Origin of the sequence: Cupriavidus pauculus (assembly GCF_002858765.1) — a bacterium.
GTDB classification, from domain to species: domain Bacteria; phylum Pseudomonadota; class Gammaproteobacteria; order Burkholderiales; family Burkholderiaceae; genus Cupriavidus; species Cupriavidus pauculus_B.
Genome location: NZ_PJRP01000003.1, coordinates 110,841 through 135,211 on the forward strand (window position 1 = coordinate 110,841; position 24,371 = coordinate 135,211).

15 protein-coding genes and 1 pseudogene are annotated in these 24,371 nt (G+C 68.5%); 10 read left to right on the top strand and 6 right to left on the bottom strand.

The features are described from left to right. Window positions 1–30: 30 nt before the first annotated feature. Both glgX and malQ read left to right on the top strand, forming a co-directional pair. The gene (gene glgX, locus CYJ10_RS08970; protein ID WP_101681160.1) at window positions 31–2,178 is read left to right on the top strand and encodes a glycogen debranching protein GlgX; all 2,148 of its coding nucleotides are present in this window, start codon (window positions 31–33) and stop codon (window positions 2,176–2,178) included. Continuing rightward, window positions 2,175–4,499 (top strand): 4-alpha-glucanotransferase, encoded by a 2,325-nt coding sequence (gene malQ, locus CYJ10_RS08975; protein WP_101681161.1) that lies wholly within the window; start codon window positions 2,175–2,177, stop codon window positions 4,497–4,499. Before glgX ends, malQ begins: the two co-directional genes overlap by 4 nt. A gap of 4 nt (window positions 4,500–4,503) precedes the next feature. On the opposite strand, the gene CYJ10_RS08980 is transcribed toward malQ, so the two are convergent. Both CYJ10_RS08980 and CYJ10_RS34060 read right to left on the bottom strand, forming a co-directional pair. Continuing rightward, window positions 4,504–6,513 carry a hybrid sensor histidine kinase/response regulator gene (locus tag CYJ10_RS08980; RefSeq protein WP_146002002.1) on the bottom strand — a complete coding sequence of 670 codons (2,010 nt, stop codon included), beginning with the start codon at window positions 6,511–6,513 and terminating at the stop codon, window positions 4,504–4,506. Window positions 6,514–6,708: 195 nt separating this feature from the next. Next, window positions 6,709–6,870 (bottom strand): hypothetical protein, encoded by a 162-nt coding sequence (locus CYJ10_RS34060; protein WP_180862875.1) that lies wholly within the window; start codon window positions 6,868–6,870, stop codon window positions 6,709–6,711. Between the two features lie 264 nt (window positions 6,871–7,134). Here CYJ10_RS34060 and CYJ10_RS08985 point away from each other — a divergent pair, with 264 nt between their 5' ends. The 4 genes from CYJ10_RS08985 to treY all read left to right on the top strand — a co-directional run bounded on the left by CYJ10_RS08985 (window position 7,135) and on the right by treY (window position 16,275). Then, window positions 7,135–9,645 carry a glycogen/starch/alpha-glucan phosphorylase gene (locus tag CYJ10_RS08985; protein ID WP_101681529.1) on the top strand — a complete coding sequence of 837 codons (2,511 nt, stop codon included), beginning with the start codon at window positions 7,135–7,137 and terminating at the stop codon, window positions 9,643–9,645. A 301-nt stretch (window positions 9,646–9,946) separates the two neighbouring features. Beyond that, window positions 9,947–11,560 (top strand): glycogen synthase GlgA, encoded by a 1,614-nt coding sequence (gene glgA, locus CYJ10_RS08990; RefSeq protein WP_257993198.1) that lies wholly within the window; start codon window positions 9,947–9,949, stop codon window positions 11,558–11,560. A gap of 62 nt (window positions 11,561–11,622) precedes the next feature. Beyond that, window positions 11,623–13,572: a malto-oligosyltrehalose trehalohydrolase gene (gene treZ, locus CYJ10_RS08995; protein WP_180862894.1), complete on the top strand. Its 1,950-nt coding sequence runs from the start codon at window positions 11,623–11,625 to the stop codon at window positions 13,570–13,572. Between the two features lie 54 nt (window positions 13,573–13,626). Beyond that, window positions 13,627–16,275 (top strand): malto-oligosyltrehalose synthase, encoded by a 2,649-nt coding sequence (gene treY, locus CYJ10_RS09000; RefSeq protein WP_101681164.1) that lies wholly within the window; start codon window positions 13,627–13,629, stop codon window positions 16,273–16,275. Window positions 16,276–16,278: 3 nt separating this feature from the next. On the opposite strand, the gene surE is transcribed toward treY, so the two are convergent. After that, window positions 16,279–17,070 (bottom strand): 5'/3'-nucleotidase SurE, encoded by a 792-nt coding sequence (surE, locus tag CYJ10_RS09005; protein ID WP_101681165.1) that lies wholly within the window; start codon window positions 17,068–17,070, stop codon window positions 16,279–16,281. A 222-nt stretch (window positions 17,071–17,292) separates the two neighbouring features. On the opposite strand from surE, the gene CYJ10_RS09010 reads away from it, so the two are divergent. Next, the gene (locus CYJ10_RS09010; RefSeq protein ID WP_180862876.1) at window positions 17,293–18,480 is read left to right on the top strand and encodes an MFS transporter; all 1,188 of its coding nucleotides are present in this window, start codon (window positions 17,293–17,295) and stop codon (window positions 18,478–18,480) included. Window positions 18,481–18,590: 110 nt separating this feature from the next. Next, the gene (locus CYJ10_RS09015) at window positions 18,591–19,094 is read left to right on the top strand and encodes a winged helix-turn-helix transcriptional regulator (protein ID WP_101681166.1); all 504 of its coding nucleotides are present in this window, start codon (window positions 18,591–18,593) and stop codon (window positions 19,092–19,094) included. A 95-nt stretch (window positions 19,095–19,189) separates the two neighbouring features. Here the strand turns inward: CYJ10_RS09015 and CYJ10_RS09020 are convergent, their stop codons facing one another. The 3 genes and pseudogenes from CYJ10_RS09020 to CYJ10_RS09030 all read right to left on the bottom strand — a co-directional run bounded on the left by CYJ10_RS09020 (window position 19,190) and on the right by CYJ10_RS09030 (window position 21,927). Then, window positions 19,190–19,597 carry a hypothetical protein gene (locus tag CYJ10_RS09020; protein WP_101681167.1) on the bottom strand — a complete coding sequence of 136 codons (408 nt, stop codon included), beginning with the start codon at window positions 19,595–19,597 and terminating at the stop codon, window positions 19,190–19,192. A 223-nt stretch (window positions 19,598–19,820) separates the two neighbouring features. After that, window positions 19,821–20,826 (bottom strand): annotated as a pseudogene (locus CYJ10_RS09025) (cytochrome-c peroxidase). A gap of 234 nt (window positions 20,827–21,060) precedes the next feature. Beyond that, window positions 21,061–21,927 (bottom strand): LysR substrate-binding domain-containing protein, encoded by an 867-nt coding sequence (locus CYJ10_RS09030; RefSeq protein WP_101681168.1) that lies wholly within the window; start codon window positions 21,925–21,927, stop codon window positions 21,061–21,063. Window positions 21,928–22,052: 125 nt separating this feature from the next. On the opposite strand from CYJ10_RS09030, the gene CYJ10_RS09035 reads away from it, so the two are divergent. Both CYJ10_RS09035 and CYJ10_RS09040 read left to right on the top strand, forming a co-directional pair. Continuing rightward, window positions 22,053–22,640, top strand: coding sequence for a cysteine dioxygenase family protein (locus CYJ10_RS09035; protein WP_101681169.1), 588 nt, complete (start codon window positions 22,053–22,055; stop codon window positions 22,638–22,640). 100 nt (window positions 22,641–22,740) lie between these two features. Next, window positions 22,741–24,354, top strand: a complete 1,614-nt coding sequence (locus CYJ10_RS09040; protein ID WP_101681170.1) for a rhodanese-like domain-containing protein — start codon at window positions 22,741–22,743, stop codon at window positions 24,352–24,354. Window positions 24,355–24,371 lie beyond the last annotated feature (17 nt).

Here is a 24,371-nt window from a genome sequence, read left to right on the forward strand (position 1 = left end):
ACATAACCAGAACAACGAGGAGCTTCACGCATGGCGAGCCTTACCGTTGATCGCCTGCTGCCCGGCAAGCCGTATCCGCTTGGCGCCCACTGGGACGGCCTCGGCGTCAACTTCGCGGTGTTCTCCGCGAACGCCAGCCGCATCGACCTGTGCCTGTTCTCGCCGAACGGGCGCAAGGAGCTGCAGCGCCTGGCGCTGCCCGATTGCACCGACGAAATCTGGCATGGCTACCTGCCCCATGCCCAGCCCGGATTGCAATACGGCTATCGCGCGTTCGGGCCCTACGAGCCCGCTCGCGGGCATCGCTTCAACCCGCACAAGCTGCTGCTGGACCCCTACGCCCGCGCGCTGAGCGGGCCGGTGCGCTGGTCCGACGCCCTGTTCGGCTACCGCCTCAACAGCCCGCGTGCCGACCTCACGCCCGACCGTCGCGACAGCGCGCCGACAATGCCGAAGGCAGTCGTCATCGACGAGAGCTTCAACTGGGGCGACGACCGGCCGCCGCGCGAGCCATGGACCACGACCTCGATCTACGAGGTGCACGTGCGCGGCGTGTCGATGCTGCGCGACGACCTGTTGCCGCAATACCGTGGCACCTTTGCCGCGCTGGCCGATCCGCGCTTTGTCGAACACCTGCTGCAGATGGGCGTCACGTCGATCGAGCTGCTGCCCATTCACGCGTTCCTGCAGGACCGCTTCCTGGTGGAGCGCGGCCTGCGCAACTACTGGGGCTACAACACGCTGGCGTTCTTTGCGCCGGAGCCGCTGTATCTGTCCGGCCGCCAGCACCATGAGGTGAAGATCGCGATCCGTCGCCTGCATGCGGCCGGCATCGAGGTCATCCTGGACGTGGTCTACAACCACACGTGCGAAGGCAACGAGCTGGGCCCCACGATGTCGTGGCGCGGGCTGGACAACGCCAGCTACTACCGGCTGATGCCTGGCGACGAGCGCCACTACATCAACGACACCGGCTGCGGCAACACGCTGAACCTGTCGCACCCACGCGTGCTGCAGATGGTGATGGATTCGCTGCGCTACTGGGTGGAGGTATTCCACGTGGACGGCTTCCGGTTCGACCTGGGCAGCACGCTGGGCCGTGAAAGCAACGGCTTCGACCCGGGATCGGGCTTCTTCGACGCCATCCTGCAAGACCCGCTGCTGTCGCGCGTGAAGCTGATTTCCGAGCCCTGGGACCTGGGCCCCGGCGGCTATCAGGTGGGCAACCATCCACCCGGCTTTGCCGAGTGGAACGACAAGTTCCGCGACAACGTGCGCCGCTTCTGGCGCGGCGACGCGGGCCAGCGCGGCGAACTGGCGGCACGGCTGACCGGTTCCGCCGACCTGTTCGACCACCGCCACCGCAAGCCGTGGGCCAGCGTCAACTTCATCACCGCGCACGACGGCTTCACGCTGGCCGATGTGGTCAGCTACGCGCACAAGCACAACGAGGCCAATCACGAGGACAACCGCGACGGCAACGACGACAACGCCAGCGCCAACTGGAGCCCGGACGGCAGCATCGAAGGCCCCACCGACGACGAGACCGTGCTGGAGACCCGTGGCCGCGTGGCACGCGCCATGATGGCCACGCTGCTGCTGTCGCAGGGCACGCCGATGATCACGGCCGGCGACGAATGGGGGCGCGGCCAGCAGGGCAACAACAACGCCTACTGCCAGGACAACGAGTTGTCGTGGCTGAACTGGAACGATGCCGCCGCCCCTTCCAACGCGCCCATGCGCCAGGTGGTCAGGCGCCTGCTGGCCCTGCGCCGCCGGTTGCCGGTGCTGACCGAGAACCGCTTCGTCCATGGCCGCTCGCAGCCGGCGCCGGGCCTGCCCGATATTGCGTGGTTCGGGCCCGACGGCAACGAACTGAGCAGCGAGCAATGGGCCAATCCCGAAGACCGCACGCTGGCACTGCGCCGCGCCACGCACAGCCCCGAGGAAGAGGTGGAAGTGATCGTGCTGTGCCTGAACGCCAGCCACGAGGACGTGATTTTCCGCATGCCGACGCCGGGCGAGGACTGGCACCTGCTGTTCGACAGTACCGCGCCTGACCTGGAGGACGAACCCGTCGCGCTCGATGCCGAGGGCCGCCCGGCGTACAAGGTACCCGCGCGCGGGCTCGCGCTGCTGGTGGCCGCGGTGCCCAAGGACGAGGACCCGTCGCGATGAGCGAAGACGACCCGCTCCATCTGCTGGCCGAGCGCGCCGGGCTGCAAGTGCGCTGGCGCGACGCATGGAACCAGCCACAGACGCTCTCGCCAGATGCGCTGCGCACGGTGCTGACGGCGCTGGACCTGCCCTGCGGCACGTCCGGCGAGTGCGAAGCATCGCGCGCCCGGCTCGCCGCCGACGATGGCGCCCATGCGTTACCGCCGCTGATTACCGCAGACCAGGGCCGGCCCGTGGTGGTGCCATGGGCGCACACCCTGCCGGAGCGGCCTTATCGCCTGGAATGCGAGGACGGCACGATGATCGAAGGCATCGCCCGGCGCACCGGCGACGGCACGCTGGAGATGGCCCCGGTGTCGCAGTGGGGCTACCACCATCTGTTGCTGGGCGATGTGGAGACCACCCTCGCAGTGGCGCCGCCGCGCTGCTTCAGCGTGGCCGATGCGCTGGCGGCGTCGCCGCGCACGGTGCTCGCCAGCAAGCCTTGGGGGCTGTCCGTGCAACTGTACGGGCTGCGGCGCGGCACCGATGGCGGGCCAGGCGGTCTGGGCGACCTGACCACGCTGGCGCTGATGGCGGAGGCGGCAGCAGGCGCCGGCGCCGATGCCATCGCGATCAATCCGCTGCACGCGGGGTTTCCGGCGCTGCCCGAGCGTTTCAGCCCCTACTCGCCGTCCAGCCGCATCTTCTTCAACCCGCTCTACGCGGACCCGGCGCGTGTGTTTGGCCAGGCCGCCGTGGACCACGCAGTGGCCGCGCTGGGCATTGGCGCGGCGCTGGCCGAAGCCGAGCGCCGCACCGAGATCGACTGGCCGGCCATCGCCAATGTACGGCTGCGACTGCTGCACTGGCTCTGGCAGCATCACGACACCCTGCTGCCCGCCGCGCAGCAACAGGCATTTGCCACCTTCCGCGCACGCGGCGGCAAGGCCCTGCTGGCCCACGCGACATTTGAAGCCATTCAGGCGGAGCGATTGGCCGCCGCCACTGGCGATGACGCCATCCGCGATGCGGCCGACTGGCGACGCTGGCCCGCCACGCTGCGCAGCCCCGAGGGTGCGGCGGCCATGGCCATGGCCACGACGGCCGCCGATGCCGTCGGTTATCACGCCTTCCTGCAATGGCTTGCAGCCGACGGGCTGGCAGACGCCCAGCAGCGGGCCCGCGCGGCCGGCATGGCGATTGGCGTGATCGCCGACCTTGCTGTCGGCACCGACCCCGGCGGCAGCCACGCGTGGACGCGCCAGGCCGAGATCCTGAACGGCTTCCACGCCGGCGCGCCGCCGGACCTGTACAACCCGCTGGGGCAGGACTGGGGCGTGGCCGTGTTCTCGCCGCGCGGCCTGCGCCGCAACGGCTATGCCGCCTTTGTCGAGATGCTGCGGGCCAACCTGGCCCATGCCGGCGGCCTGCGCATCGACCACGTGCTGGGTCTGGCGCGCATGTGGCTGGTGCCTGAAGGGGCGCCGGCCAGCGCGGGTGCCTACCTGACCTATCCGCTCGACGACCTGCTGCGCCTGGTGGCCATCGAATCGTGGCGGCACCGCGCAATCATCATCGGCGAAAACCTGGGCACGGTGCCGGAGACGCTCGATACCGCACTGGCAGCGCGTGGCGTACTGGGCATCGACGTGCTGTGGTTCGTGCGCGAAGCCGAGGACAAGGCCGGGGCCGGGGCCGAGGACGACAAAGGCGTCGACGCCAGGGCCGACGCCCTGCCCGACGTCCCGCCCTCGCCACCCGCCCAGGCACCCAGCGAAAGCCCGGTCGCCGCCGAGCCCATCAGCGCCGCGTTCTTGCCGCCCGAGCGCTGGCCCGCGCTGGCCGTGGCCACCACGACCACGCACGACCTGCCGACGATCGCGGGCTGGTGGGCGGGCCGCGACATTGCCTGGCGCGCGCGGCTGCACCAACTGGCCGCCGACGAGACCGAGGCCGGGCTGATGGCGCTGCGCGCCGCCGAACGCAGCGCGCTGTGGCAAGCCATGCGTGACGGCGGCGTGGCGCACGGCGCCGAACCCTCGGCCGAGGCCGAGGCCGCGCCCGTCGAAACCGTGTTGCGCTGGCTGCATCGCGCGCCCTGCCCGTTGCGGCTGGTGCCGGTGGAAGACCTGCTGGCGCTGCGTGAGCAGCCGAACCTGCCGGGTACGGTATCCGGCCATCCAAACTGGCAGCGGCGGCTGGATGCCGATCCGCGCGACCTGTTCACGCGTCCGGAAGTGGCGCGGCGGGTGACGGCCCTGCGCGACGGGGACGAAGGGGATGACCGTGACGATGCGGACGATGGGAACGATCGGGCCGGCGGAGATCGCGATGCGTGACGCCTCAGGAAGCGTGCAGATCGGCCAGCGCCCGGCAGAGCGCCTCGACGGTCAGCGGCTTGACCAGGTGCGCGTCGAAGCCGGCGGCCTCGGTACGCCGCCGGTCGTCGGGCGAACTCCGGCCGGTCAGCGCGAAGACACGCAGTCCCAGGCCGGTCTGGCGCAGCGCATCCAGTACCTCGTAGCCGCTCATGTCCGGCATCTCCAGGTCCAGCAGCACCACATCGGGCGCGAAGCTGCGCACCGCTTCCACGGCGCGCATGCCGGTGTAGACCGGCTGGGCGTGATGCCCGAGCACGGTCAGCAACTCGGCCATGCTGTCGGCCGAATCGGCACTGTCATCGACAATCAGGATGCGCTGGCCCGCGCACTGCGCCGTGCCCGGGCGCGGCACGCTGGCGCCGTCCATCTGCACCTCGGGCAGCATGACCGTGAACGTGCTGCCGTGGCCCTCGCCCGCGCTGCTGGCCTGGATGGCGCCGCCGTGCGCCTCGATCACGGCCCGCGCCAGGGCCAGGCCGATGCCCAGCCCGGAGCGCGCGGTTTCGTCGCCTTCCTGCGCGAACAGGTTGAAGATGCGGTCCAGCGCCTCCGGCACGATACCGCGCCCCGTATCGCTGATCGTGGTCACCACGTTGCCGGCGTCCGCGCGCACGCGTACCGTCACCGTGCCGCCGCGCTGCGTGTACTTGGTGGCGTTGCTGAGCAGGTTCGACAGCACCTGCTCCAGCCGTGCGGCATCGCCATTGACGAAGACGGGATCGGCTGGCAGCACCACCTCGAACTTCTGGCTGGCACCGTCCAGCGCGGGCCGCATTGCCTCGATGGCGGTGGCGACCACCTCGTTGTAGAGGATGGGCACCGGCTGCACCTTGAGCTTGCCCGATGTCACGCGACCCACATCCATCAGGTCGGTCACCAGTCGCGTCAGCAACTGCAGTTGCCGGCCGATGATTTCGGCGCAATGGCGGATGCGGGTGTCGGCCACCGGTGTCAGCCGGATCACGTCCACGGCATTGCGGATCGGGGCCAGCGGATTGCGCAGCTCATGGGCCAGGATGGCCAGGAACGACTGCACGCGTCGCCCCGCGTCTTCCAGATCGGCCAGGCGAGCCGCGTCGGTGAGATCGCGCGCGGTCCACAGCACGCCCGATACGCCCTGGTCGGCATTGCGCAGCAGCGCCTGGCGGACATGGCACCGCACCAGCGTGCCGTCATGACGCTGCAGGCGTTGCTCGCCGGACCACGCGCCGCTGGCCCGCACGGCCTCGAGCAAGCCGGGGGCGCTGGCCGGCGGGTTGCCGGAGGCCCCATCGGACGCCGTGGCCGGCGCCATGTCCGGCGCCATATCGGCCCGGGGAGGCCGGGGAGGCCGGGGATACAGCAGCGACAGCGACTGCCCTACCGCTTCCGGCGCCGTGTAGCCGAACAGCGCCTGGGCGCCGGCGTTCCAGCTTCGGATCTGCCCTTCGGGGCCAAGCTCGCAGATGGCACTGTCATCGATCGTGTCGAGCAGGTCGTGCCAGCGCGCCTCGACCACCCTGACATGCTCTTCGGCGGCGTACTGGATCGTGATGTCGCGGTAGACCACGGCAAAGCCGTCGGGCCCGACACTGCGGTCACTCGGCCGGCGACTGTCCTGGTCACCATCCGGCCCGGCCAGCGCCACGATCACCACGCTGGCATAGAACACGCTGGCGTCGCGGCGCATGCGCCACCCCTTGTCCTCGGCCCGTCCGTGCGCCCGGGCCGTCGTCAGCAACTGTTCGGCGGTGGCGGCCCCGTCGCCTGGAAAGGCGGGATCGGCGGGATCGGCGGGGTCGGTCGGATTGGCGGGATCGGCGGGATGAAAGCGCGACAGCGGCGAACCGATCACCTCGTCGGCGGTGAACAGCAGTACACGCCGCGCGGCCTCGGTCCACGCACTGACACGGCCATCCCTCGACAGCACGAAGATCGCGGTGTCATCGACGGCATCGAGCGCATCAAGCAATGCGGCACCCGGCAGGGTCATGGCTACGCTCCTTTCTGTCTTGTTGCAGCCGCCGTTCTTGGAGGCGGTCAACGCATCCGGCGCTCCGTCCCGGCGGCCCGGGACGTGTGCGTCGTTTCCCACATCGTTTGCATCATGGGCACGGGCTGTCGCGCCACGTCCGGTACATGCCAGCGCAGTGCGGTTTGCAAAAACTACAACGGGATGCCGAAAGCGCTAGCCGTGTTCGCGCGCGGTCTTGCTGACCGATGGCGGCGGCGGATGCTTGTCCGGCAGGTTGCGGGCGGGCTGGTCCCCTTTTTCCTTGTTGTGATCGGGGCTCTGGTCGGGCCGACGGTCCGGCCGGCGCACGGGGTCATGCGGGATGTGGGTAGCCATGGCGCGTCTCGCAGTGGTTTGCAGGATGGGAAGGCCCCTTGCGCTGCAGTTTTCATACCAGCACCGGCAACAGTGCTTCCCCGGTGCCGCCTGATTTCTTTTCTAGCCTGAAACCATCAAGAAGTCTCCCTCCATGTTGATCTGCCCAGGAGTCAAGTGATGACCGATGCATCCCGGCTGCGGCCGGCCCCAGCCGATGCAACCCGCGGCACCCAGACCGCCGCGACTGCCGTGCCCGAGAGCGCGGACGACACGCGCACCGCGATGTCCAGCGCCACCATCCGGCGCGCCTTCCTGGATCACGTGTTCTACACCCAGGGCAAGCTGCCCGGCCATGCCAGCGGCAACGATCTCTACCAGGCGCTGGCGCACACGGTGCGCGACCGGCTGGTGCAGCGCTGGATCAGCACCGCCGAGACCTACCAGACGCAGCCGTCGCGCACGGTGGCCTACCTGTCGGCCGAATTCCTGATGGGGCCGCACCTGGGCAACAACCTCGTCAACCTGGGCATCGTCGACGAGGTGCGCGCGGCCATGACCACGCTGGACCTGGATCTGGACGACATCCTCTCGCACGAGGAAGAACCGGGGCTGGGCAACGGCGGCCTGGGCCGGCTGGCCGCCTGCTTCATGGATTCGCTGGCGACGCTGGAAATTCCCGCGCTGGGCTACGGCATCCGCTACGAGTACGGCATCTTCCACCAGAACATCATCGACGGGCAGCAGGTGGAAACCACCGATACCTGGCTGCGCCATGGCAACCCGTGGGAGATCCAGCGATCCGAATGGGCCGTACAGGTGCGGCTGGGCGGCCACACCGAGCACTACACCGACGACCGCGGCCGCTACCGCGTGCGCTGGGTACCCGACAAGACCGTGGTGGGCGTGCCGTTCGATTCACCGATCCTGGGCTACCGGGTCAACACGGTGAACACGCTGCGCCTGTGGCGCGCCGAGGCCACCGAGGCGTTCGACTTCCACACCTTCAACCGGGGCGACTACCTGGGCGCGGTCAGCAAGAAGGTGACGTCGGAGAACCTGACCAAGGTGCTGTACCCGAACGACGAAACGCAGCAGGGCAAGGAACTGCGGCTGGAGCAGCAGTACTTCTTCGTGGCCTGCTCGCTGCAGGACATGCTGCGGCTGCTGGCCTCGCACGGCATACCGGTGTCCCGCTTCCACGAGAAGTTCGCCGTGCAACTCAACGACACCCACCCCGCCGTGGGCATCGCCGAACTGATGCGGCTGCTGGTGGACGACCACGGCCTGGGCTGGGACGATGCCTGGCACATCACCCGCAACGCCTTTGCCTACACGAACCACACGCTGCTGCCCGAGGCACTGGAACAGTGGCCGCTGGAACTGTTCAAGCGCGTGCTGCCGCGCCACCTGGAGATCATCTACGAGATCAACGCACGGTTTCTGGACGAGGTGCGCATCCGCTTCTACGGCGACGAATCGCGGCTGGCGCGGCTGTCGCTGGTCAACGAGCAAGGCGGACGCTTCGTGCGCATGGCGGGGCTGGCCTGCGTGGGCAGCCACGCCATCAACGGCGTGGCCGACCTGCACTCGCGCCTGATGCGCGAGGACGTGCTGCAGGATTTCTACGCCATGTGGCCCGACAAGTTCACCAGCATCACCAACGGCGTCACGCCCCGGCGCTGGCTGGCGCTTTCCAATCCGCGCCTGACCCGACTGGTCAGCGACGCCATTGGCGATGGCTGGATCAAGGACCTGAGCCAGTTGCAGGCGCTGGAGCCATACGCCGACGATGCCGGCTTTCGTGCCCAGTGGCAGGCCGTGCGCCGCGACAACAAGCGCGACCTGGCGCAGCTGATCCGCGATACCACCGGCGTGACGGTGGACCCATCGTCGATGTTCGACGTGATGGTCAAGCGTATCCACGAGTACAAGCGCCAGCACCTGGCCGTGCTGCACATCATCGCGCTCTACCACCAGATCAAGTCCGATTCGCGCGCCGACATCCCGCCGCGCACGTTCCTGTTCGCGGGCAAGGCCGCGCCGGGCTACCACTACGCCAAGCTGATGATCCGCTTCGTCACGTCGGTGGCGGAGGTGATCAACCGCGACCCGCACGTGCGCGACCGGCTCAAGGTGGTCTTCCTGCCGAACTTCAACGTGACCTATGGCCAGAAGATCTACCCGGCGGCGGACCTGTCCGAGCAGATATCGCTGGCGGGCAAGGAGGCCTCCGGCACCGGCAACATGAAGTTCGCCATGAACGGCGCCATCACCATCGGCACCATGGACGGCGCCAATATCGAACTGCGCGACGCCATCGGCGCGGACAACTTCTTCCCGTTCGGGCTCAATGCGTCAGAGGTCTATGCGCTGCGGGCGGCCGGCTACCATCCGTCCACCTACTACGAATCGAGCCCCGAACTGCGCGCGGTGGTGGACCTGATCCAGCACGGCTTCTTCTCGAAGGGCGACGCGGCCGTGTTCCGCCCCTTGTTCGACGGGCTGCTGCTGCACGACCCGTACATGCTGATGGCCGATTTCGCGTCGTACCTGCAGTGCCAGCGCGATGTGTCGGCCGCCTATGCCGACCCGGCACGCTGGCAGCGCATGTCGGTCCTGTCGACCGCGCGGTCGGGCCGGTTCTCGTCGGACCGGGCCATCCGCGAGTACTGCGAGCGCGTCTGGCATGTCGACCCGGTGCCCGTGTGCCTGCTGCGGCGGTCCAGCGGCCAGGTCCAGGGGCCGCGCCGCGCCGGCGACGCCATCGGCAGCTTCAGCGAGCGCTGCCAATAGCCCCGGCAGTAGCGCTGTCATCACATGCCCGGCGGGCCGACGCCATCGATTGCAGATTGGTGGATGGCCGGCCCGCCCGCGGCAGTTTCTACAACGGCGGCGGCACCTTATACATCGGCGTTGCTCGCGCGCGGCCCCGCCATGGCAGCGGCCTCAGGCGTCACGCGGCACGCCGGCCGCCGGCCGGGCTGGCACAAAGTTCGCATTGCAATGCTTCTGCGTCCGGCGGCGCCCTGTGTGCGGCGCCGCACGGACCGTCCAGTACATCCCAGCAGAACGGCAAACCAGCGGGAGTCTCTCCTTGAACGCGAACACCTTGTTTGTGGCGGCAGAAGCCCAGCCCCTGGCCAAGACAGGCGGCCTGGCTGACGTGGTAGGCGGACTCGCGCAGGCGCTGCTGCAGCGCGGCGCCGATGTCACGATCCTGATGCCGGGCTACCCTCGCGCGGTGGCGGCGGCACGCGACGTGCACAGCCTCGGCGCCATCCACCTGCCAATGGCCCTGCCTCCCGGACACAGCCCTGCGCGGCTGCTGCAAGGACTGATGCCGGACAGCGGCGTGCGCGTGGTGTTCCTTGACTGCCCGTCGCTCTACGACCGGCCGGGGTCGCTGTACGTTGACGCCACCGGCCGCGACTTCTGCGACAACGCCCAGCGCTTTGCCGCGCTGGCGCATGCCGCCACGGCCATCGCGGCGGGCGAAACGCCGCTGCCGGTGCCGAGCCTGGTGCATGCACACGACTGGCACGCCGCGCTGACGCCGCTGCTGATGCACGCGCGTGGCCTGCGCATCCCCACCGTCTGCACGATCCACAACCTGGCCTTCCAGGGCGTGTTTCCGATGGCCGCGGCCGGGCCGCTGGGCCTGCCCCCGCAATCGCTGACGCCGGACGGCATCGAGTTCTGGGGCAAGATCAACTTCCTGAAGGCCGGTATCCGCTATGCCGACCGCGTCACCACGGTCAGCCATACCTATGCGCGCGAAATCCTGACGCCGCACTTTGGCCATGGGCTGGACGGCCTGCTGGCGCATCGTGCGGCCGTGCTGGGCGCGATCCCGAACGGTGTCGATACCGACGCCTGGTCGCCACGGACCGACCGCCTGCTGCCGCAGCGCTACGACGCCCGCAGCCTGACGGGCAAGCGTGCCTGCAAGGCCGCCCTGCAGGCGCGCCACGGCCTGCCGGCGGACGCCGACCGCCCGCTGATCGCCATGGGCAGCCGCCTGACCCACCAGAAGATGGCCGACGTGGCGCTCGACGCCATCGACCTGGCGCTTGCCGCGCACGCCGATGCGCAGTTCGTGGTACTGGGTTGCGGCGATCCGAAGCTGGAAGCGGCGTATGGCGCGCTGGCCCAGCGGCATCCGCAGCGCGTGGGCGTGGCCATCGGCTATCGCGAGGAAGATGCGCACCTGCTGCACGCGGGCGCGGACATGCTGCTGCACGGCAGCCGCTTCGAGCCCTTCGGCCTGACGCCGGTCTATGCCATGCGCTACGGCACCGTGCCGATCGTGTCGCGCGTGGGTGGCCTGGCCGACACCGTGCGCGACGTGGGCGAGGGCACCGCACCGGCCGCACGCGCCAACGGCATCGTTTTCGATGGCGAATCGGCCGAGGCGATGTGCGCCGCCATGGCCCGTGGACTAGGATGGTATGGCCGCCAGCGTCACTGGCGCAGCCTGCAACGTACCGGCATGCAGACCGACTTCGGCTGGGAAGGCCCCGCGCACCAGTACCTGGCCCTGTACGGCGCGTTGGCGCCGGCCCTGGCGCATGTACCGGCAGTGGCCGCCGAACCCGTGGCCACGGCGCCGACGGTACAGCCGGCGCGCGGTGGTCGCCGTCCGGTGGCCGTGCCCGACGCACCGGCACTGTCGCCGGCCGATGCCGGCGCGGCCGTGACGCCCGCCTGACCCGCGTGCAGCCTGCCACGTAACTGGATGTGCGATTGCCTGCCCGAAGGTAGCTCCCGATGATGACTGCTACGCCATCCCCGCCGCCCCGTGACGGCCTGCCGGTCCACTCGAACTGGCAAACCCTGGGCGCCGATGCCCGGCTGCTGCCCTGCGGCGACGAAGCCGCCACGGGTTACTGGTTCGGCCCGGTCCGCCTGGCGGACGGCCGCGTCCGGTTCCGCCTGTGGGCGCCCGACGCCGCCGCGCAAGGCCATGCGGTACGGCTCGAAGTGGCGGGCATGGCACCGGTGGTGATGATGGAAGGCAAGCACGGCTGGTTCGAGGCGGTGGTGCCTTGCTGCCACGGCGTGCGCTACTGGTTCCGGCTGGACGACGGCACGATCGTGCCCGATCCGGCTTCGCGCCTGCAGGCCGACGACGTCCATGGCGCCAGCGTGCTGTGCCTGCCCGAGAACGGCGCCGCCTACGCCTGGCAGCACACCGAATGGCGCGGGCGCCCCTGGCACGAAGCCGTGATCTACGAGCTTCACGTGGGCCTGTTCGGCGGCTACACGGGCGTGATGTCCGAGCTGCACCGCCTGGCGGCACTGGGCTTCACCGCCATCGAACTGATGCCGCTGTCCGAGTTTCCCGGCGCCCGCAACTGGGGCTACGACGGCGTGTTGCCGTTCGCGCCCGAGCGCAGCTATGGCTCGCCCGACGAACTGCGGGCGCTGATCGACGCGGCCCATGGGCTGGGCATGATGGTGTTCCTGGACGTGGTCTACAACCACTTCGGGCCCGAGGGCAACTACCTGCACCAGTACGCCAGCCCCTTCTTCCGCACCGACCGGCAGACGCCATGGGGGCCCGCCATCGACTTTCGTCGCGCGGAGGTCCGCCGCTTCTTTGGCGAGAACGCGCGCTACTGGCTGGAATCGTTCCGCTTCGACGGCTTGCGGCTCGACGCCGTGCACGCCATCGAGGACGAAGGCTGGCTGCCGCAACTGGCCCACGACCTGCGTGCCTGCCTGCCCGACCGCCATGTGCATCTGGTGCTGGAAAACGACCACAACGATGTGGCGCTGATGCAGGCCGGCTACGACGCGCAGTGGAACGACGACGCCCACCACGCGCTGCACGTGCTGCTCACGGGCGAGCACGACGGGTACTACCGCGAATACCAGGCCGAACTGCCGGGCGCCACGCCCGCGAAGGCCGTCGGCACGCCAGCGTTGCATCACCTGGTGCGCGTGCTGGGCGAAGGCTTCGCCTGGCAGGGCGAGGTATCGCCGCACCGCAGTGGCGACCAGAACGGCCCGCTCCAGGGCCGCGAGGTGCGGCGCGGGCAGCCCAGCGCGGCGCTGCCCCCTTCATCCTTCGTGATGTTCCTGCAGAACCACGACCAGACCGGCAACCGCGCGTTCGGCGAGCGCCTGACGACGCTGGCCGCCCCCGACGCCCTGCGGGCGGCCGTGGCACTGCAACTGCTCTGCCCGCAGATACCGCTGGTGTTCATGGGCGAGGAACATGGCGCGCGCACGCCCTTCCTCTACTTCACCGACCATCCGCCCGAACTGGCGCAGGCGGTGCGCGACGGCAGGCGCCGCGAATTCGCCGCGTCGGCGGCCTTCCGCGACGACGCCCATGCCGCGCGCATCGCCGACCCGAACGCGCCGCAGACGTTCGACGCCTCGCGCCCGGTCTGCGACGACACCGACGGCGATTGCCGCGCGTGGAACCACTACTACGGCGAACTGCTGTCGATCCGCCGCAACGAAATCATGCCGAGGCTGCGCCACTGCCAGCCCGATGGCGTCACGCCGCTGGCCGACCGCGCGCTGGTGGCGCGCTGGCGCCTGGGCGACGGCAGCCGGCTGTCGATCTGGCTCAACCTTGGCGCCGAGCCGGTGGAAGCAGACTGTGCCGGGGGCCGGATGCTGCATGCCAGCCAGGCTGGCGCCATTGCATCGCTCAATGCCGGCATCCTGACCGAACGCTGCTGCGTCGCCTGCCTGCATCCGGCCTGAAACCCGGCCTGAAATCCGGCCCGAAATCCGGCATCACATCCGCCCGAGATCGCCATGACCACACCCGCCGACGTGAATCACGCCGACCTCGATCACGCCGGGGTGCCCCGTGCCACGGCGCGGCTGCAGTTGCATGCCGGCTTCACCTTTGCCGATGCGGCGGCGCTGGTGCCCTATTACGCCGGCCTTGGCATCAGCCACCTGTACCTGTCGCCGGTCACCGAAGCGCGCCCGGGGTCCACGCACGGCTACGACGTCACCGATGGCACGCGGATCAGCGCGGCGCTGGGGGGCGAGGACGGCTTCGTGGCGCTGGCCACCCAGGCGCGCGAAGCAGGCCTGGGCATCGTGCTGGACATCGTGCCCAACCACATGGCCGCCGATGCCACGCACAACGCATGGTGGCGCGATGTGCTGGCGCAGGGCGAGCGCAGTGCCTTTGCCCACTACTTCGATATCGACTGGCAATCGCCTGACCCGGAACTGCGCGGCAAGGTGCTGCTGCCGATTCTGGGCGACCCGTACTGGCAGACGCTGGCGTCGGGCGCGCTGACGGCGCAGCGCGACGGCGATGGCCGGGCGACGTTGCGCTACGGCGACCACGACCTGCCGCTGGCCATGCCGGACGGGTCAGCCATTCCCATTGACCCGCAGGCGCTGCACGCGCTGCTGGAAGGTCAGTCCTACCGGCTGGCATGGTGGCGTACCGGGGCGGCCATGCTGAACTGGCGTCGCTTCTTCGAGATCACGGACCTGGTGGGCGTGCGCCAGGAATGCGAGGACGTGTTCGAGGCCACGCACGCGCTGCCGTTCCGGCTTTACCGCGAGGGCTGGATCGACGGGCTGCGCATCGACCATGTGGACGGGCTGGCCGACCCGGCCGGCTACTGCCGCCGCGTACGCGCGCGGCTGGACGCGCTGCGGCCGGGAAGGCCCGCCGCATTGGCGCTGGCGCATCCATGGCTGGTCGTCGAGAAGATCCTGGGCGAGCACGAGCCGCTGCCGTGCGACTGGCAGGTGGATGGCACCACCGGCTACGACTTCATGGACGAAGTGGGCGCCGTGCTGCACGACCTGCACGGCGCGGCCGGGCTGAACATGCTGTGGCTGCAGATCAGCGGCGACGACCGCACGTTTGCCGAACAGGTACATGCCGGACGGCATCGCGTGCTGGCCCGCCACCTGGTCACGGAGGTCGAGTCGCTGTGCGCGCGGCTGCTGGCGCGGGCGCGCGGCGACGTGGCCACGCGCGACCTGTCGCCGCACGCGCTGCACCATGCGCTGACGGCGTTCATGACGGCCATCCCCGTGTACCGCTGCTACTACGTGGCCGACGACGATGGCCGGGACCGCACGTCTGACGACGACATGGTGTCGGCGGCCGCCGATGCCGCGCGCCACCACCTGGCGCCGGACGAGTCGGCCGCGCTCGACTTCATCGTGGCCGCGTTGCGCGCCGACAGCCCGCTCGACAGCCCGGACGGGCAGTTGCGCACCAGACTCCAGCAACTGATGCCGGCGCTGGCGGCCAAGTCCACCGAGGACACGGCGTTCTACCGCTATGGGCGGCTGCTGTCCCGCAACGAGGTGGGCAGCGACCCCGGCACGCTGGCCATCGCGGCGGAACGCTTTCATGAGCGGATGCAGGCGCGCGCCGACGCGTGGCCCCATGCCATGCTGGCCGTGTCCACCCACGACCACAAGCGCGGCGAGGACGCGCGCATGCGGCTGGCGGCGCTGAGCGAGTTGCCCGAGGCGTGGGCCGAAGCCGTGGCCGGCTGGGAAGCGCATCTGGCGCCGCTGCTGGTGGCGTCGCCCCGGGGCCCTGACGGCATCGACCGGCTGATGCTGTACCAGACGCTGGTGGGCGCATGGCCCGCCGATCCACGCGCGCTGGAGTCCGAGGAGGGCCAACGCGCCTTCGTCGACCGCATCCTGGCCTGGCAGCGCAAGGCCATTCGCGAGGCCAAGCGCCATGGCAGCTGGACCCATCCCGATACCGAATACGAGAACGCCTGCGAGGCCTTTGTGCCTGCCATGGCCATCGGCGGCACCGACAGCATGCTGGAGCGCGTTGGCGCCTTCGCTTCGCGCATCGGCACGGCCGCGGCGCTGAACAGCCTGGCGCAGACGCTGCTGCAGCTGACCGCGCCCGGCGTGCCAGACCGCTACCAGGGCAATGAAACATGGGATTTCAGCCTGGTCGATCCCGACAACCGGCGCGCGCCCGATTACGCGCGGCTGCAGGCGCAACTGGAATGCCGTGGCGGCTGGTCGCACTGGCTTGCGCATTGGCGCGACGGCCGCATCAAGCAGCAACTGATCCGCAGCGTGCTGGCGTTCCGGCGCGAGAACCCCGCGCTGTTCGCCCAGGGCGGCTACCGGCCGGTGTCGGCCAGCGGCGAACTGGCCGGCTGCGTGCTGGCGTTTGCGCGCCAGTGTGGCGGCGTGGAAGCCGTGGTGGCCGTGACCCGGCTCGCCGCGCGCCATGTGGACCCGGCACAGCCGCGCATTCCGCCCCATTGCTGGCACGACACGGGCCTGCATACGGGCGATGGCAATGGCGATGGCGGCGGCGGTGGCAACAGCGGCGGCGGCTGGACCGACATCCTGACCGGCCATGCCGTGACATCGCACGCGGGATGGTTGCGCGCCAAGGACGTGTTTGCCACGCTGCCCGTGGCGCTGCTGGTGCGCCGGTGACGCCTAGCCCTGGCCCAGGGCGCCGGCCAGTTGTGCGGTCAGCTGCGCGGCCGCGTCGTCGTCGGTGCGCTCGAACCGCAGCGGTGTGACCGACACCGCGCCACGCCCCACCACCATCGCTTCGGCATCGTCCACGTCGGGCCGGGGGCCGCGCGAGAACTGGAGCCAGTGATAGGGAATGCCGCGCGGGTCGACATGCGCGCGCACGTCGATGGCCTTGACCAGCCCCATGCCCTGGCGCGACACCACCAGCGGGCCGGCCTGCTCTGGCTCGACATCGGGAAAATTCACGTTCAGGCACGCCCCGTCCGTCCAGCCCACCGCCAGCAGTCGACGGATCACGTCCGGCGCCAGCGTGCGTGACGTCTGCCACTTCACCGCGTTGCGATCGGTGAATACCTGGCTCAGCGCGATCGAGCGGATGCCGAGCAGCATGCCGGTCATGGCAGCGCCCACCGTGCCGGAGAACACCGTTTCCAGCCCCAGGTTGCCGCCCCGGTTGATGCCGGACAGCACCACGTCCGGCGGCGCGTCGCGCATGAGATGGCGCGCGGCCATCACCACGCAGTCGCCGGGGGTACCGCTGATGCCGAAACGGCGCGGCCCGTGCTCGGTCACCCGCAGCGGCGCGTGCAGGCTGATCGAGTGCGACGTGCCGCTCTGGTCGTGATCGGGCGCCACGATCCAGACCTCTCGGGCCAACGTGGCCGCCACCTGTTCCAGCACGGCCAGGCCGGGCGCGTCGATACCATCGTCATTGGTCAGCAGCACGCGGTCGACTACGAAATCGGACATGAATGACACCTTCGGGGGACGGTTGAACGGCCCCTACTGTATCCCAAGCCTCGGACGTACCGGGCTCCGCCGCGTTCGGCAGGCGTAACCATCACAAGCCTGATCCATCACAGAAAACAAGTTAGATTTTTAGTTGCGTGACGAAACCAAGTTGCCTATAGTTTCGTCACGCAACTATGTGGGCCGGCACTTCGCGCGTCCGGCCTGCTGACGGAGAACATCTTGGATCGTCGCCTTCTTATCCTCGCCCTGGGCATGTTTGCCCTGGGGACTGACAGTTTTGTCTTCGCGGGGATCCTCCCCGAAATCGCCCACCACTTCGACGTCAGCATCGGCGCGGCCGGGCAGATGACCACGGTGTACGCGATCAGCTATGCGTTGCTGGCACCGGTACTCGCGGCGCTGGCCGCAGGCATGCCGCGCAAGCGCGTGTTGCTGGTCGGGCTTGGCCTGTTTGTCGTGGCGAATATCGCGACGGCGCTGGCACCGACACTGGGCTTCGCGTTGCTGACGCGCGTGGTGGCCGGATTCGGCGCCGCGCTGTTCTCGCCCACCGCCAGCGGGGCGGCCACGATGCTGGTACAGCCCGAGCGGCGCGGCTTTGCGCTGTCGATCATCGTTGCCGGCCTGACCACCGCCACGGCCCTGGGCACGCCGATTGGCGCGGTCATCGGCGGCCTCGTGGACTGGCGCTGGACACTGGGTTTCGTGGCCGCGCTGGGCGCGGTGGCCTTTGCCGGCGTCTGGGCATTGATGCCCGAGGTGCCGCTGCCGCCGGCCGTGTCGCTGCGCAAGCGCTTTGCGCCACTGGGCGACCCCCGCGTTGGCCTGATCCTGACGACCACGCTGCTGGCACAGATCGGCACCTTTATCGTCTACACGTACTTCTCGGTCGTATTCGATCGCGCCATCGGCGGCAGCGCGGCGGTGCTGGGCGGATTGCTCGTACTCTGGGGATTGGCCGGCACGCTGTCCAATCTGTTCACGGGCCGCATTCTCGACAGGATGGGCGCCAACCGCGTGGTTGTGGCCATGCTGACCGCTGTGACGCTGAGCCTGGGGCTGATGCCGTGGACCGGGGCGCATCTCTGGACCGCCGCCATCGCCGTCACGCTCTGGGGCGCATGCTGCTGGGGGGTGCTGGTGCCGCAACAGTTCCGGCTCGTCACGCTGTCGCCGTCGATGGCGCCGCTGCTGGTGGGCCTCAATACATCGGCCACGTATGTCGGCGTATCCATCGCCGGCCTGCTTGGTGCCGCGGCCATCCCCAGCATCGGCGCGCACAACCTCGGCTACGTGGGCAGCGGCCTGCTGGTGCTGGCCCTGATCGTTTCGTATCTGGCCACGCAGCGCGTTGCCGCCGTGGCGAAGGCGCAGACCGCCGGCGCCAGTGCGCAGGTCTGCGCGTGACACGGCGCCTGCGCCACACCTGCTTGCATCCCAGTTAGTTGCGTGACGAAACTAATGTATGGTACAAGAAGGCCTTCAACCCGGATTGCCGATCACCAGGAGTTCTCGCCATGTATCGCAAGCGCTTTACCGACATGAACTGCTCCATTGCTCGCTCGCTGGAGGAAGTCGGCGAATGGTGGTCGCTGCTCATCGTGCGGGAATGCATGCAGGGCTCCACGCGGTTCGACGAATTCCAGAGCGGGCTGGGCATTGCACGCAACGTGCTGACCGCGCGCCTGGAGCGGCTGACCGAGCTGGGCATTCTTGAACGCTTTCCGCTGGAAGGCCGCGCTAACACCGAGGGCTATCGCCTGACGACGAAAGGCGAAGACCTGTACCCGGTGCTGGTGGCGCTGATGCAGTGGGGCGACCGATGGGCGACGGCAACGGGCAAGCCACCCGTGTCGCTGGTCGAGGACGCCACCGGCAAACCCATCGAGACCCTTGTCGTGCGATCCGTCGATGGCAAGCCTTTGTCATTCCGGCAAGTGCGATACACCGCCGGACCGGGCGCCACGTCGACCACGATGGAAGTGATCGACAATCGTAACGGGCGTGTGCTCGGCGGCTAGACGCAGACGGCAGTGGCCCCGCGCAAAGCGCCAACAAAAAAGCCCACATCACCGGTGAAGGGCTTTTTCATTGCAGCGTGCTGTGCGCGCTCGCCTCAGTGCAGGCGGTGCGCGTCGCTGTCGAGCGCCCGCTCTGCCGCATCGCCGGTCACGCCACGGTAGTAGAGATGGACGCCGATGGCCAGCGAGTCGTGACGGATTTCATGCAGTGCGCGCCACGCCTGCACGGGATCCTTGAAGACCAGATAGTGTGCCTCGCGTTCCACCAGCGTGGCCACCTCGTGCAACCCGTGGTTGCGCAGCGCACCCACCAGGTGATCGAGACTGCGATGCGTGCGGGCATCCGTACGCGGATAGAGCATGTGCAGCACGGCAACCGGTGAAGCCGCCGGCTGGGCCGTGAACGCGGCAACGATGTCCTGATGGTGGATGGCCGTGACGGCATCGTCGTTGGCCTGCGTGCGGAAGGACTGAAGTCCTGCGTCGAGGGTCGTGTTATTCATCTCAGCACCTCCTGGTCGAAATCTGAATGACGGTGGTGCAAAGATAGGGGATTTTTGACGCGCCGCAATACGCGTTTCACGCAACAGTGAATTCCAGCTATTCCGCCGAACGGAACACGCACCAGGATGTCCATGGATCGCTTTTCTTACCATCTGCTTTCCGCAGGCTTTCATTCAGCTTTCGCCGCTGCCCCACAGCGGATGCGGCAGCAGCGGCGGCACATCACTCGAACGGACGCGGCTTCGGCGTCTTGTCGTTCGAGGGCAGCAGCACGGGCAGCGTGATGCGCGGCTGATCGCCCGTCAGCGTATGCAGGAAGGCCACGATATCGGCATTTTCCTTGGCCGTGAACTTGCGGGCGAGTTGCAGGCGGCCCATCACGTCCACCGCCTCGGTCAGCGTGGCGGCCTCGCCGTCGTGGAAGTATGGATACGTCAATGCCACGTTGCGCAGTGTGGGCACCTTGAAGCTGAAGCGGTCGGCGTCCTGCCCGGTCACGCCGGCCCGGCCTTCGGACGGATTCTTTGTCTTGTACGGCTCCACCAGCCCCATCTTCTGGAACGACGTCCCGCCAAGGTTCGGGCAGTTGTGACACGCCACGCAGCCGGATGACTTGAACAGCTGGTAGCCGCGCAGTTTCTGTGCATCGATGGCTGTCTTGCCCCCTTCAGCCATTTGTCGAAGCGGGCATGGGGCGTGACCAGCGTCTCCTCGAACGCGGCAATGGCCAGCGTGATCTCGTGCATCGTCAGCTTGCCGGACTTGAACAACTTGCGAAATTCGGCCCGGTACTCGGGGATCGATGTCACGGTGTCGACGGCCAGGTCATGCGTAAAGGCCATCTCGATCGGGTTGGCGATGGGCCCGTGGGCCTGTTCCTGCAGGTCCTTGGCGCGGCCATCCCAGAACTGGACTAAATTCAGGCTCGAATTGAGAACGGCTGGCGAATTGACGAGCCCCTTGTTCCATTTGTCGCCAATCGACGTCTTCAGTTTGTCCGAGCCGCCCATGCTGAGGTTGTGGCACGAATTGCACGAGATGAAGCCCGAGCGCGACAGGCGGGGATCGAACCAGAGCTTTTCTCCCAATGCCACGCGGGCCGGATGCTTGATCTTGGCCGGTTCGATGGGCTGCACGGGCTCGCCTGCTGTGCGGTGGCCGGCGCCACGCCGGCGACGATGGCCGCCGTGATCCACAACAGGGTCGGTAGGAAATGTCTGGGCTTCATGGGAGGACTCCGAACTTTGCTGAACCGCTCCGCATGGCTGATGCAGCGGAACGGGCATCCGGATTAGGCTCCCACGCCCTGATGCTGGCCCTTGATGGGCGTCAACGCTACCCTGAAAGCAGACGGAAAGGTGCGTCTGCATATCCATACGCGAACTTCTTCGTTGGCGGCGTGTATCGCGCGCCCTACGATCTGGTCTTTGCCCCTTGGGGAAGTTCGCGGCAGTTGCCAGGGTCAGGCGCTGGCCAGCCCGCGCTGCAAGGCCGTTTTAAGCATCGAGAAGACATGTCGTGCCACAGGATTGACCGCATTCGGACGCGCCCAGAGGTAGTACGTGACATCGGGCAGCCGTGGCAAGCCATCGCTTTCGCCCAGGATGCGCATGTCCGCCTGCAGCAGGTCGATGCTGCGCGCCGTGATACCCAGCCCGGCGCGCAACGCCGCCTTGATGCCGATCAGGCTCGGGGCCAGATAGGCGATACGCCATGGCACGTCGGCCTGCGTCAGCGATTCCAGCGACAGCTTGCGGAACAGGCTCGGCTCGTCGGCCAGGATCAGCGGCACCGGCGAGCCCCGTTCATAGACGAAGTCCGCCGCGCAGACCCAGATGGTCGGGGTGGTGCGCAGCACGATGCCTTCGAGCGCGCTGTCTTCGCGCGTGGAAACCGTCAGGTCGATCTCGCCGCGCCGCAGCGACTCCATCAGGAACGGGCTTCGACCGACGTGGATCTCCAGCCGCAAGGCGGGCGACGACCGCGCGATGTGCGACAGCAGCACCGGCAGGATGGTATCGGCCACGTCGTGCGGCGCACCAATGCGCAACGACCCCGTCAGGTCGCCCTCGCGCAGCACGCGCAGCGCCTCGTCGTTGGTGCTGAGCAGTTGCCGGGCATATTCGAGCAGCTTCTTGCCGTGCCGCGTGAACAGCTTGCTGCGCCCGTGGCGCTCGAACAGCGGCAGGTCCAGCTGCTCTTCCAGCCGCTGCATCTGCTGGGTGACCGCCGATTGCGTGCGCTGCACGGCCTCGGCGGCGGCCCCGAACGTCTCGTGATCGGCAATGGCCACCAGCGTACGCAGCAGATCGAGGTCAAGGTTTCTCATTCATTAGCAGCGCTAATGGATTTTCGTCGCGCATTAAGTGGTTTTCAGGACAGGTGTTCATTACAGTGAAACACGAAGCACCGTTCTACCCCCGAAAAACAGAGATTGCAAGGATTGATCGCACCATGTCCCTCGCAGCACAGCGCCAGTCCGCCGTTGGCGACACCATCGAATCCATTAGAAACATTGTAGACAAGGGCGGCGTCACCCGCGCCAGCCTGGCCGAAGTGCTACCCCTCGTGGAAGACCTGGCCGCCCGCACCGAACTGTGGAATGAAGCCGACTATCCACCGCCCGAGGCCAACGAGCGCCAGGCCCGCTACCTGATTGCCGAAGATCCGAACCAGACCTACGCGCTGTACCTGAACGTGATGCGGCCCGGCAAGCGCATTCCGCCGCACAACCACACCACCTGGGCCTGCGTGGCCGGGGTGACCGGCGTGGAGTTCAACGACGTCTATGTGCGCACTGACGACGGCAGCCAGCCCGGCGTGGGCACGCTGGAACATTCGCGCACCGTGGAAGTGGGCCCGCGCAACGGTATCGCCCTGCTCCCCGACGACATCCATTCCGTGGCGATCCAGGGCGATGCCGTCATCCGCCACCTGCACATGTACGGTCGCGCGCTCGAAACGCTGACCGAACGGCTGACGTTCGACCTCGAGACCGGACGCTGCCAGATCATGAACGTGGGCGTACAGACCCGCCGCTAAGCCACACCCTGACCGGGGCCACTGCGCGCCCCGGACTCCCGAGATCCAGGCCGACACCTCGCCCTTGCAGCGAGGACGGCCCCCTTTTTGCCCAAATTTCATGACCCAGCCCACCCACACCGCCGTCGACGCCGTCACCCTGAAGGGCTGGCTGCACGATGCCGACGAAATCGCGCTGTTCGATGTCCGCGAGCAAGGCCAGTACGGCGAGGGCCATCCGTTCTATGCCGTGCCGATGCCCTTCAGCCGGCTGGAGCTCGATGTCGGCCGCCTGGCGCCCCGCACCGATGCGCGCATCGTGCTGGCCGATGACGGCGACGGCGTGGCGCAGGCCGCCGCCGCGGCGCTGGCATCGCTTGGCTACACAAACCTGTTCGTGCTCGACGGTGGCATGCCGGCCTGGCGCGCGGCCGGCTATACGCTGTTCGCGGGCGTGAACGTCCCGTCCAAGACCTTCGGGGAACTGGCCGAGCACCACTACCACACGCCGCGCGTGACCGCGCAGGAACTGGCTGCGATGCAGGCCGGCCCGCAGGCGCCAGTGGTACTCGACGGACGCCCCACCAGCGAATTCCGCAAGATGAACATCCCGGGCGCGATCTGCTGCCCCAATGGCGAGCTGGCCTACCGACTGCGCGACCTGGTGCCCGACAACACCACCCCCATCGTCATCAACTGCGCGGGCCGCACGCGCAGCATCATCGGCGCTCAGTCGCTGATCAACTTCGGCGTGGCCAATCCGGTCTACGCGCTCGAAAACGGCACGCAGGGCTGGTACCTGAACGATTTCACGCTTGAGCACGGCGGCACCGCACGCTACCCGGACAACGGCCTGCCGCAGGAAATCGACGCCGCCCGCGACAACGCGCAGGCGCTGACGCAGCGCTTCGACGTACCCCACATCGACGCCGCCCAGGCCAAAGCCTGGCTGGCCGACACGGCACGCACCACGTTCCTGTGCGACGTGCGCACCGCCGAGGAATTCGCCATCCAGACGCTGCCCGGCGCGCAGCACACGCCCGGCGGCCAGCTGATGCAGGCCACCGACCAGTACGTCGGCATCCGCCGCGCCCGGCTGGTGCTGTTCGATGCCGAAGGCGTGCGCGCCACCGTGGTAGCCAGCTGGCTGCGCCAGATGGGCCATGACGCCGTGGTGCTCGACGGCGGCCTGCAGGCCGGCCTGGCCGCAGGCGTGCGCGCCGCCCAGGGCCCCACGCATGAAGTGACCGCGCTGCCGGCCGTCTCCGCCGCACAACTGGTGACCGGCCTGACCGCCCAGTCGATGCTAGCGCTGGACCTGCGCGGCAGCATGGCCTACCGCGCCGGGCACGTGGCCGGCGCCCGCTGGTCCACCCGGGCCCGCCTGGCGCAAGACCTGCGCGGCGTGCCGCATGACACCACGCTGGTGCTGATCGGCGATGCCGATGGCGACGACGCCGCCGAACTGGCCGTGGCGGATCTGCGCGCGCTCGGTTTCCGCAACCTGCGCCGGCTGCAGGGTGGCTTTGCCGCCTGGCGCGATGCCGGCAATGCCGTGCGCCAGGGCGCCGACACGCTGCCCGACGCGCGCTGCATCGACTACCTGTTTTTCGTGCATGACCGCCACGACGGCAACAAGGCCGCCGCGCGCCAGTACCTGGCTTGGGAAACGGGCCTGATCGCCCAGCTCGACGCGCAGGAGCTGGCCACGTTCCGCTTCCCGCCTGCCGGCTGATTGCCACCCGAGCCATC